A 10,967-nucleotide genomic window follows, 5' to 3' on the forward strand; every position below is an offset into this window, starting at 1 on the left:
AGCTGAACGATGGGACTCGAGGACAAGATCCCCGGCGGGATCATGCTGACCACGGTCGAGGGGCTGGCCGGTCACCTCCGCCAGTACTCCGTGTGGCCCGCCACCTTCGGGCTCGCCTGCTGCGCCATCGAGATGATGGCCGTGGGCACGCCCGACTACGACATCGCCCGCTTCGGCATGGAGCGCTTCGCCGCCACCCCGCGGCAGGCCGACCTCATGATCGTCGCCGGCCGGGTGTCCCAGAAGATGGCCCCCGTCGTGCGGCAGGTCTACGACCAGATGCCCAACCCCAAGTGGGTCATCTCGATGGGTGTCTGCGCCAGCTCCGGCGGCATGTTCAACAACTACGCGATCGTCCAGGGGGTCGACCACATCGTCCCCGTCGACGTCTACCTGCCCGGCTGCCCGCCGCGGCCCGAGATGCTGCTCAACGCGGTCCTCGAGCTGCACAAGCAGATCCGGGAGTTCAAGTTCTCCGTCAACCGCGAGGAGGCCGCCCGCGCGGCGGAGTCGGCCGCCATGAAGGCGATGCCGACGAGCGAGATGAAGGGGCTGCTGGCGTGAGCGGGCGCAGCAGCGGTCCGGAGACCCCGGACAAGCAGCCGGTGGTCCACGAGACCACGCAGGACCCGGTCAACGCGCCGGAGCGCACCGAGGACCAGAAGGTCAGCCCCACCCACGCGCAGGAGAGCGGCGGGGGCTCGGTCCCCGCCGAGCGCCGCGCCGAGAGCCGCGAGCCGGTCCAGGTCGCCCGCAAGAAGGGCATGTTCGGCGGGTCCCTGGGCAACGACACCTCGGGCTACGGCGGGCTGCAGGTGCCCGTCCTGCTGCCCGGTGAGGCGGAGCGCCCCTACGGCTCCTACTTCGACGAGGTCGTCGACGCGCTGGAGGCCGCGGCGCCCGAGGCCTTCGCCGGAGGGGTGGAGCGGGTCGTGGTGGACCGCGGGGAGCTGACCCTGCACGTGCACCGGGACCACCTGCAGGCGCTGGTCCGTCCGCTGCGCGACGACCCGCGGCTGCGCTTCGAGGTGTGCACCGGCGTCTCGGGCGTGCACTGGCCGCAGCAGACCGGGGCCGAGCTGCACGCCGTCTACCACTTCCAGTCCATCACCCACGGCGTGCGCCGGGTCCGCCTGGAGGTCACCTGCCCCGACGAGGACCCGCGCATCCCCTCCATCGTCGCCACCTACCCGACCAACGACTGGCACGAGCGCGAGACCTACGACATGTTCGGGATCGTCTTCGAGGGCCACCCCGGCCTGACCAGGATCCTCATGCCGGACGACTGGCCCGGCCACCCGCAGCGCAAGGACTACCCGCTGGGCGGCATCCCCGTCGAGTACAAGGGTGCCACCATCCCGGCCCCCGACCAGCGCAGGAGCTACACCTGATGGCGACGACGAACAGCACCGACGAGCAGGTGGCCGGCAGCCCGGCCGACGAGGGCGCGGCATACCTCGACTCCACCCCGACCGACCTGTATGCCGAGGGCGGCCCGACCAGCGACCCCGACGGCGACGCCGTCTTCACCGCCGCCGGTGGGGACTGGGACGACATCGCCCGGGACGTGGCGGCGCTGGGTGCCGAGCGGATCGTCGTCAACATGGGTCCGCAGCACCCGTCCACCCACGGCGTGCTCCGGCTCATCCTCGAGCTGGACGGCGAGACCGTGCAGGAGGCGCGGGCCGGCATCGGCTACCTCCACACCGGCATCGAGAAGAACATGGAGGTCCGTACCTGGACCCAGGGCACCACGTTCTGCACCCGGATGGACTACCTCACCCCCATCTTCAACGAGGCGGCGTACTGCCTGTCCGTGGAGAAGCTGCTGGGCATCACCGACCAGATCCCGCAGCGGGCCAACGACATCCGGGTGCTCATGATGGAGCTCAACCGGATCGGCTCCCACCTCATCGCGGTCGCCACCGGCGGGATGGAGCTGGGCGCCACCACCGTCATGACCATCGGCTTCCGTGAGCGGGAGCGGCTGCTGCGCTTCTTCGAGGCGGTCTCCGGCCTGCGGATGAACCACGCCTACGTGCGCCCCGGCGGCGTGGCGCAGGACGTCCTGCCCGAGCACCTCGACCAGTTCGAGGAGGAGATCCCGCTGCTGCGCCGGGGGATCGGCGAGCTAGAGAAGCTGCTGCTGGAGAGCCCCGTGCTCAAGGGGCGCCTCGTCGACGTCGGCTACCTGTCGCTGGCCAGCTGCATGGCGCTGGGCATCACCGGGCCCATCCTGCGCTCGACCGGCCTGCCGCACGACCTGCGCAAGGACGAGCCGTACTGCGGTTACGAGACCTACGACTTCGACGTCGTCACCCGACGCGACATGGACGCCTACAGCCGCCTGTGCATCCGGCTGGACGAGATGTGGCAGTCGCTGCGCATCGCCGAGCAGGCCATCGCGCGGCTGCGGGCCAGCGAGGGCGAGCCGGTCATGGTCGCCGACAAGAAGATCGCCTGGCCGGCCCAGCTGTCGGTGGGCGCGGACGGCCAGGGCAACAGCCTGGACCACATCCGGGAGATCATGGGCGAGTCCATGGAGGCCCTCATCCACCACTTCAAGCTGGTGACCGAGGGCTTCCGGGTGCCACCCGGGCAGGCCTACGCCGCGGTCGAGTCGCCCAAGGGCGAGCTCGGGGTGCACGCCGTCTCCGACGGCGGGACCCGCCCCTACCGCGTGCACTTCCGGGACCCCAGCTTCACCAACCTGCAGGCGGCCTCCGCGCTCTCCGAGGGCGGCCTCGTCGCCGACGTGATCGTCGCGGTGGCCTCGATCGACCCCGTGATGGGAGGCGTGGACCGATGAGCCCCGAGCAGAGCGGGACGCACGAGCGCGAGGACATGCGCAGCCAGCTGGACGAGGCGTCCGAGCGGCGCGTGCACCACAGCGTGCCCGGGCACTCCGACGACGGCCCCCTGCACCACCACACCCCGCTGCACGCCTCGGAGGAGCCCTACCCCGAGGACGTCCTGGCCCGGCTCGTCGCGGACGGGGAGCAGGTCATCGCCCGCTACCCGCAGAAGCGCTCGGCCCTGCTGCCGCTGCTGCACCTCGTGCAGTCGGTGGACGGCTACGTCACCGGGCGCGGGGTGCGGCTGTGCGCCGACCTGCTCGACCTCACGACCGCCGAGGTGAGCGGGGTCGCGACGTTCTACACGCAGTACAAGCGGCACCCCAACGGGGAGTACACCGTCGGGGTCTGCACCAACACCCTCTGCGCGGTCATGGGCGGCGACCAGATCTTCGACGAGGTGAGCGAGCACCTGGGGATCGGCCACGACGAGACCACGGAGGACGGCCGGATCACCCTGGAGCGGGTGGAGTGCAACGCGGCCTGCGACTACGCCCCCGTGGTCATGGTCAACTGGGAGTTCTTCGACGACCAGACCCCGGAGAGCACCAAGGAGCTCACCGACCGGCTGCGCGCCGGCGAGCCGGTCACCCCGACCCGAGGCCCGTCCCGCGTCTGCACCTTCAAGCAGGTCAGCCGGGTGCTGGCCGGCTTCCCCGACGGCCTGGCCGACGAGGGGCCCGGCGCGGGCCCGGCCTCGCTGCGGGGCACCCTGCTCGCCAAGGAGAAGGGGTGGACCGCACCGCGGCCCGACTCCGGGACCGACACCGAGGCCACCCCGCAGGGGCAGGCCGGGGGCAGGGCGCAGGGCCAGTACGGCTCGGTCAACGCCGATGCCAACGAACCCGACGAGGTGCCCACCTCCGAGGGTGTCAAGGACGTCGACGAGACGAAGGGAGACGAGCGGTGAGCGCTCAGCTGACCCCGATCCTGTCCGAGTTCTGGGACGCCGAGCGGTCCTGGACCCTGGAGACCTACGAGCAGCACGACGGCTACCGCGCCCTGCGCACGGCCCTCGTCGGGGACGCGGCCGACCTCGTCGCCGCCGCCAAGGAGTCCGGCCTGCGCGGACGTGGCGGCGCCGGCTTCCCCACCGGCATGAAGTGGGGCTTCCTGCCCCCGCCGGACGGCGGCCCCCGCTACCTCGTCGTCAACGCCGACGAGTCCGAGCCGGGCACGTGCAAGGACACCCCGCTCATGATGGCGGCCCCGCAGTTCCTCATCGAGGGCATGATCATCACCGCGTTCGCGATCGACTGCCACCACGCGTTCATCTACGTCCGTGGCGAGATCGTCCACGTCTACCGCCGCCTCATGCGGGCGGTGGAGGAGGCGTATGCCGCGGGCTACCTCGGCAAGGACATCCTCGGCTCCGGCTTCGACCTGGACATCACCGTCCACGCCGGGGCGGGGGCCTACATCTGCGGCGAGGAGACCGCGCTGCTCGACTCGCTCGAGGGCCGCCGCGGGCAGCCTCGCCTCAAGCCCCCGTTCCCCGCGGTCGCCGGCCTCTACGCCCGCCCGACCGTGGTCAACAACGTGGAGTCCATCGCCTCGGTGCCCTCGATCGTCCTGCACGGCGCCGACTGGTTCGCCGGGATGGGGACGGAGAAGTCCCAGGGCTACGGCCTCTTCAGCCTCTCGGGACACGTGGAGCGTCCCGGGCAGTACGAGGCGCCGCTCGGGATCACCCTGCGCGAGCTGCTGGAGATGGCCGGCGGCATGCGCGGCGGCAAGAAGCTGAAGTTCTGGACCCCCGGCGGCTCGTCGACCCCGATCTTCACCGACGCCCACCTCGACGTGCCGCTCGACTTCGAGTCGGTGGCGGCCGAGGGCTCGATGCTGGGCACCCGGGCGCTGCAGATCTTCGACGAGACGGTCTCCGTCGTGCGCGCCGTCTCCCGGTGGACCGACTTCTACGCCCACGAGTCCTGCGGCAAGTGCACGCCCTGCCGCGAGGGCACCTTCTGGCTCAAGCAGATCATGACCCGGCTCGAGAAGGGCCAGGGCCTGGAGGGCGACGTCGAGAAGCTCGACGACATCTGCGACAACATCCTGGGCCGCGCGTTCTGCGCGCTGGGTGACGGAGCCACCAGCCCGATCACCTCCGGCATCGAGTACTTCCGGGAGGAGTTCGAGGCGGGGATGCACACCCCGTGGCACGAGCTCTTCCCGCCGGAGCGCAACACCCTCTTCTCGAAGGAGAGCCAGCCCGCATGAGCATCACCGACAAGGCGGCCGAGCAGACCGCGCCGGACGTGAAGATGGTCGAGCTGACCATCGACGACGTCCCCGTCTCCGTGCCGGAGGGCACCCTGGTGATCCGGGCGGCGGAGCAGGTCGGCATCCACATCCCGCGCTTCTGCGACCACCCGCTCCTGGACCCGGTGGGGGCCTGCCGCCAGTGCCTCGTCGACGTCGCCACCCCCGACCGGGAGGGCAACGTCAAGCCGATGCCCAAGCCGCAGGCGTCCTGCACGATCGTGGCCACCCCGGGCATGGTCGTCAACACCCAGCACACCAGCCCGGTGGCCGACAAGGCGCAGACCGGCGTCATGGAGCTCCTGCTCATCAACCACCCGTTGGACTGTCCGGTCTGCGACAAGGGTGGGGAGTGCCCGCTGCAGAACCAGGCGATGTCCGACGGTCGTCCCACGTCGCGCTTCGAGGACGTCAAGCGGACCTTCCCCAAGCCGGTGAGCATCTCCAGCCAGGTGCTGCTGGACCGGGAGCGGTGCGTCCTGTGCGCGCGGTGCACCCGGTTCTCCGAGCAGATCGCCGGTGACCCGTTCATCGCGCTCATCGAGCGCGGGGCCCTGCAGCAGGTCGGCATCTACGAGGAGCAGCCCTTCGAGAGCTACTTCTCCGGCAACACCGTGCAGATCTGCCCGGTGGGGGCGCTGACCGGCGCGGCCTACCGCTTCCGCTCCCGCCCCTTCGACCTGGTCTCCACCCCGAGCGTCTGCGAGCACTGCGCCTCCGGCTGCTCCCTGCGCACCGACCACCGCCGCGGTCAGGTCCTGCGCCGGATGGCCCTCGACGACCCCGAGGTCAACGAGGAGTGGAACTGCGACAAGGGCCGGTGGGCCTTCGCCTACGCCACCCTGCCGGACCGTCTGCACGACCCGGTCGTGCGCGGCAGCGACGGCGAGTACGCCGTCAGCTCCTGGCGGGACGCCTATGCCGCCGCGGCCGCCGGGCTGTCCCGCGCGCGGTCCGCCGGCGGCGTCGGGGTGCTGCCCGGGGGCCGGGTCAGCGTCGAGGACGCCTACGCCTACGCCAAGCTGGCGCGGGTCGCGCTCGGCACCAACGACGTCGACCACCGCTCCCGCCCGCACAGCACGGAGGAGGCGGACTTCCTGGCCGCCGCCGTCGCCGGGCAGCGCGAGGTCAGCTACGCCGACCTCGAGGCCGCTCCCTCGGTCCTGCTCGTCGGGCTGGAGCCGGAGGAGGAGAGCCCCATCGTCTTCCTGCGGCTGCGCAAGGGGCTGCGCAAGCACGCGACCCAGATCTTCGCGGTGGCGCCGTTCGCGACCCGCGGCCTGGAGAAGCTGGACGGCATGCTGCTGTCCTCCGCGCCGGGCACCGAGGCGGAGGTCCTGCACGCGCTGGCCCAGCGACGCAGCGAGGGCCCCGGCACGGCCGACGACGGCCCGGTCGAGGCGCTCGACGTCAACCCCGTGCACGCCGCCTCCGACGCCCTGGCCGCCGGCTCGGTCATCCTCGTGGGGGAGCGCCTCGCCGCCACCCCGGGGGCGCTGTCGGCCGCCGTGGCGCTGGCGCACACCACCGGCGCCTCCCTGGCCTGGGTGCCCCGACGTGCGGGTGAGCGGGGTGCCGTCGACGTCGGCACGCTGCCCGGACTGCTGCCCGGCGGTCGCCCGGTCGGGGACGCGGGCGCGGTGGCCGAGGTCGCCGACCGGTGGGGCGTGGACGCCCTGCCCGGCACCGTCGGACGCGACGCCACCGGCATCCTGCAGGCCGCCGCGGACGGCGAGCTCGCCGCGCTGGTGGTCGGCGGCGTCGAGATCGACGACCTGCCCGACCCGGCCCTGGCCCGCCGTGCGCTCGAGCGCGCCTTCGTGGTGTCCCTGGAGGTCCGGGAGAGCGAGGTGCACGCCTACGCCGACGTCATCCTCCCGGTGGCGCCGCAGCAGGAGAAGGCCGGTGCCTACGTCACCTGGGAAGGCCGGCTGCGGCCCTTCGAGCAGGCCATCGACAGCGGTGCCAGCTCCGACCACGTCATCCTGGACCGGCTCGCCGACGCCCTCGGCGTCCGGCTCGGGACCGGCACGGTCACCGAGGTGCGCCGCGAGCTCACCGGGCTGGACCGGTGGGCGGGCACCCGGCCGAGCGCCCCGACGGTCGCCGCGGCCGGTCCGGCCAGCCCCGGCGACGGCGAGGCCGTCCTCGCCACCTGGCACCACCTGCTGGACGCCGGTCGCCTCCAGGACGGCGAGCCCTTCCTGGCCGGCACCGCGCCCACGGCGGTGGCCCGGCTGTCCGCGGCCACGGCCGCCGGCGCCGGGGTCGCCCCCGGCGGGACGGTCCGGGTCGCCACGACCACCGGCTCGCTGGAGCTGCCGGTCGAGGTCACCCCCATGCAGGACGGCGTGGTCTGGCTGCCGACGAACTCCCCGGGCTCCACCGTCCGGGCCACCCTCGGGGTGGACGCCGGGGCCGTGGTCTCGCTGTCCGCCGGCAGCTCCGCCGGACCCGACCGACCGACCGCGCGAGGTGAGGCATGAGCCTGCTCACGGCATACCCCGAGGTGATGACGAGCGTCCCGCTCGTCGCGCAGGACCTCCCGGCCGCCGACTTCAGCGACACCCCGTGGTGGCTCTCGCTCGTCAAGGCCTTCCTGCTGTTCGTCTACGTGATGATCTCGGTCGTCATCGTCATCTGGTTCGAGCGGCGCGTCATCGGCCGGATGCAGCAGCGCCCCGGGCCCAACCGGCTCGGCCCGCTCGGCATCCTGCAGACCACCGCCGACGGCATCAAGCTGTTCCTCAAGGAGGACGTCACGCCCAAGGGCGCCGACAAGCTGATGTTCTACGCCGCGCCGCTCATCGTCGCGTCGTTGGCGTTCGTGTCCTTCGCCATCATCCCGCTGGGCGGGGACGTGCAGATGTTCGGGCACACCACCCCGCTGCAGCTGACCGACACCCCGGTCGCGGTGCTGCTCGTCCTCGCGGTGGCCGGCGTGTCCGCCTACGGCTTCGTGCTGGCCGGCTGGTCCTCGGGCTCCACCTACCCGCTGCTCGGCGGCCTGCGCTCCACCGCCCAGGTCATCTCCTACGAGATCGCCATGGGCCTCTCGCTGGTCGCGGTGTTCCTCTACGCCGGGTCGATGTCGACCAGCCAGATCGTGGAGGCGCAGCAGCAGAGCACCGTGCTGGGCATCCCGCTGTGGTACATCGTGCCGCTGTTCTTCAGCTTCGTCGTCTACGTCATCACGATGATCGGCGAGACCAACCGGCTGCCCTTCGACCTCGCCGAGGGCGAGGGCGAGCTGGGTGGCGGCTTCCACACCGAGTACTCCTCGATGAAGTTCGGGATGTTCTTCCTCGGCGAGTACATCAACATGTTCACGGTGTCCGCGCTGGCCACCACCCTGTTCCTCGGCGGCTGGCACGCCCCGTGGCCGCTCAACGTCCTCTTCGACGGCGCGCTGGACTCCGGCTGGTGGGGCCTGCTGTGGTTCACCGCCAAGATGTGGGGCTTCATCTTCTTCTACGTCTGGGTGCGCGGCTCGCTGCCCCGGGTGCGCTACGACCAGTTCATGGCGCTGGGCTGGAAGATCCTCATCCCGCTCTCGCTGGTGTGGGTCGTCGCCGTCATGCTCATCCGGTCCGCCCAGGAGGGCTACTTCGGCGAGGGCCGCTGGGTGACGGTGCTCACCCTGGGCGGCATCGGCGTGTTCGTCCTCATCGGTATCCTCCTGTGGGATCGTTACGCCCAGCGACGTGCCGCGGCACGCGAGGAGGCGCAGGAGGTCCCCGAGGAGATCGACCCGTTCGCCGACGGGTACCCCGTCCCACCCATGCCCGGCCAACGGCTCGTCGAGCCGCGGCCGGCCGTCGAGCAGGCCCGACCGGTGACCGTCGCCGCAGGCCACCGTGACGGCGACGACCCTGGCACCGACAGCACCACCGAGGAGGAGCGCCGTGGCTGACCCGACCGAGCCTCATACCGACGAGCCCGCCCGCACCCACGCCGACAGCACCCCCGCCCGTCGCGGCGAGACCGCCCCGGAGGGCGGCAAGAAGGAGCCGGGCCTGCTCGGCCAGCTCTTCGCCCCGGTGGCCGGTTTCGGCGTCACCTTCGGGACCATGTTCCGCAAGGTGCCGACGCAGGAGTACCCCGAGGTCAAGCGCCCGACGGCACCCCGCTTCCACGGTCGTCACCAGCTCAACCGGCACCCGGACGGCCTGGAGAAGTGCGTGGGCTGCGAGCTGTGCGCCTGGGCCTGCCCGGCCGACGCCATCTACGTCGAGGGCGCCGACAACACCGACGACGCCCGGTTCAGCCCCGGCGAGCGGTACGGCCGCGTCTACCAGATCAACTACCTGCGCTGCATCTTCTGCGGTCTGTGCATCGAGGCGTGCCCCACCCGGGCGCTGACGATGACCAACGAGTACGAGCTGGCCGACTCCGAGCGGGCACCGCTCATCTACGAGAAGCACCAGCTGCTCGCCCCGCTGCGCCCGGACATGCTGACCCCGCCGTTCCCCATGGCCGAGGGCATGGAGGAGCGTGACTACTACCGGGGCAGGGTGACCGGCGCGACGCGCGGCCAGCAGGACTACGTCGAGCAGCGGGACGCGCGGCGTGACGACGCCGCGTCCGACGCCGACGCGGCGCAGGTGGAGGCGCGTTCATGACCCCGGACCGGATCGACGGCATGGAGGTCGGTCTCTTCTGGGTCCTCGCCGTCGTCGCCGTCGCCGGCGCCCTCGGGCTGCTCTTCGCCCGCAAGGCGGTCCACGCCGCCATGGCGATGGCGATGACCATGATCAGCCTCGGCGTCATCTACATCGTCCAGCAGGCGGAGTTCGTGGGGATCATCCAGATCTTCGTCTACTCCGGCGCCGTGATGATGCTCTTCCTCTTCGTCGTCATGCTCGTCGGCGTCGACGCCTCCGACTCCACCGTCGAGACGCTACCCCTGCAGCGGGTGCTCGCCTTCGGCCTGGGCGCCCTCTTCGTGGCCGCCGCCGTCTACGGGCTGACCCGGGTCACCTGGCCGGCCGCGGTCGGGCTGAGCACCGTGCAGGCCGAGGGCACCGTCACCGCCCTGGCCCGGGAGATCTTCGAGCGGCAGGTGCTCACCTTCGAGACGCTGGGGGCGTTGCTCGTCATCGCCGTCATGGGCGCGATGGTCCTGGCGCACCGCGAGCGGCTCACGCCGAAGCGGACCCAGCGCCAGCTCTCCCAGGAGCGGCTGCGGACCGGCGAGTGGCTCGCCGGCAAGCCCAACCCCGGGGTGTACGCCCGGCACAACGCCGCGGACACCCCCGCCCTGGCGCCGGACGGCAGCCCGGTCGAGGAGTCGGTCCCGCGGGTGCTGGTCGCGCGCGGCCAGGTCACCAACCCCGGGAGCTACCGCCTCCCGGCGGGCAGCGGACGCGCCGACGGGCAGCCCCCGGCCGAGCAGTCCCGCGAGGACCTGCCGACGGGGACCAACGCCGCCACCGACAACGAGATGACCAAGCAGGAGGGCCCGGCGCAGCCCGACGACACGGCCCCCGGGCCCGAGGCCGGGCGCGGCGAACGATCGGACGGGGAGGAGCGCTGATGGGACTCGAGGCCTACATCTACCTGTCGGTGGTGCTCTTCTCGCTGGGCGCCATCACCGTCCTGACGCGGCGCAACACCATCATCGTCTTCATGGGCATCGAGCTCATGCTCAACGCCTGCAACCTGGCGCTGGTCACCTTCGCCCGCATCCACGGCACCCTCGACGGGCAGGTCTACGCCCTGTTCGTCATGGTGGTCGCCGCGGCCGAGGTGGTCGTCGGGCTGGCGATCATCATGTCCATCTTCCGTGCGCGTCGCTCGGCCTCGGTCGACGACGCCAACCTGCTCAAGCTGTAAGGAGCGCTCGTGTCT

At 71.7% G+C, this 10,967-nt stretch carries 10 protein-coding genes; all 10 read left to right on the forward strand.

What is annotated here, in order from left to right:
- Positions 1 to 9 precede the first annotated feature (9 nt).
- The 10 genes from AVL62_RS04870 to nuoK are packed head-to-tail and all read left to right on the forward strand — an operon-like array spanning position 10 to position 10,952.
- Positions 10 to 564: an NADH-quinone oxidoreductase subunit B gene (locus tag AVL62_RS04870; protein ID WP_058890547.1), complete on the forward strand. Its 555-nt coding sequence runs from the start codon at positions 10 to 12 to the stop codon at positions 562 to 564.
- Positions 561 to 1,391, forward strand: a complete 831-nt coding sequence (locus AVL62_RS04875; protein WP_058890548.1) for an NADH-quinone oxidoreductase subunit C — start codon at positions 561 to 563, stop codon at positions 1,389 to 1,391. Before AVL62_RS04870 ends, AVL62_RS04875 begins: the two co-directional genes overlap by 4 nt.
- The gene (locus tag AVL62_RS04880) at positions 1,391 to 2,809 is read left to right on the forward strand and encodes an NADH-quinone oxidoreductase subunit D (protein WP_153011673.1); all 1,419 of its coding nucleotides are present in this window, start codon (positions 1,391 to 1,393) and stop codon (positions 2,807 to 2,809) included. Before AVL62_RS04875 ends, AVL62_RS04880 begins: the two co-directional genes overlap by 1 nt.
- Positions 2,806 to 3,765, forward strand: coding sequence for an NADH-quinone oxidoreductase subunit NuoE (gene nuoE / locus AVL62_RS04885; protein WP_235585547.1), 960 nt, complete (start codon positions 2,806 to 2,808; stop codon positions 3,763 to 3,765). Before AVL62_RS04880 ends, nuoE begins: the two co-directional genes overlap by 4 nt.
- Positions 3,762 to 5,075: an NADH-quinone oxidoreductase subunit NuoF gene (nuoF, locus tag AVL62_RS04890; RefSeq protein ID WP_058890549.1), complete on the forward strand. Its 1,314-nt coding sequence runs from the start codon at positions 3,762 to 3,764 to the stop codon at positions 5,073 to 5,075. Before nuoE ends, nuoF begins: the two co-directional genes overlap by 4 nt.
- A complete protein-coding gene (locus AVL62_RS04895) occupies positions 5,072 to 7,603 on the forward strand; it encodes an NADH-quinone oxidoreductase subunit G (RefSeq protein ID WP_058890550.1) in 2,532 nt (843 codons plus the stop codon). The genes nuoF and AVL62_RS04895 overlap by 4 nt, the downstream gene beginning before the upstream one ends.
- Positions 7,600 to 9,030, forward strand: coding sequence for an NADH-quinone oxidoreductase subunit NuoH (gene nuoH, locus AVL62_RS04900; RefSeq protein ID WP_058890551.1), 1,431 nt, complete (start codon positions 7,600 to 7,602; stop codon positions 9,028 to 9,030). The genes AVL62_RS04895 and nuoH overlap by 4 nt, the downstream gene beginning before the upstream one ends.
- Positions 9,023 to 9,739 (forward strand): NADH-quinone oxidoreductase subunit NuoI, encoded by a 717-nt coding sequence (gene nuoI / locus AVL62_RS04905; RefSeq protein ID WP_083518704.1) that lies wholly within the window; start codon positions 9,023 to 9,025, stop codon positions 9,737 to 9,739. Before nuoH ends, nuoI begins: the two co-directional genes overlap by 8 nt.
- The gene (locus tag AVL62_RS04910; protein ID WP_083518705.1) at positions 9,736 to 10,653 is read left to right on the forward strand and encodes an NADH-quinone oxidoreductase subunit J; all 918 of its coding nucleotides are present in this window, start codon (positions 9,736 to 9,738) and stop codon (positions 10,651 to 10,653) included. Before nuoI ends, AVL62_RS04910 begins: the two co-directional genes overlap by 4 nt.
- The gene (nuoK, locus tag AVL62_RS04915) at positions 10,653 to 10,952 is read left to right on the forward strand and encodes an NADH-quinone oxidoreductase subunit NuoK (RefSeq protein WP_058890552.1); all 300 of its coding nucleotides are present in this window, start codon (positions 10,653 to 10,655) and stop codon (positions 10,950 to 10,952) included. Before AVL62_RS04910 ends, nuoK begins: the two co-directional genes overlap by 1 nt.
- Positions 10,953 to 10,967 lie beyond the last annotated feature (15 nt).

Origin of the sequence: Serinicoccus chungangensis, assembly GCF_001483745.1 — a bacterium.
Taxonomy (GTDB): Bacteria; Actinomycetota; Actinomycetes; order Actinomycetales; family Dermatophilaceae; genus Ornithinicoccus; species Ornithinicoccus chungangensis_A.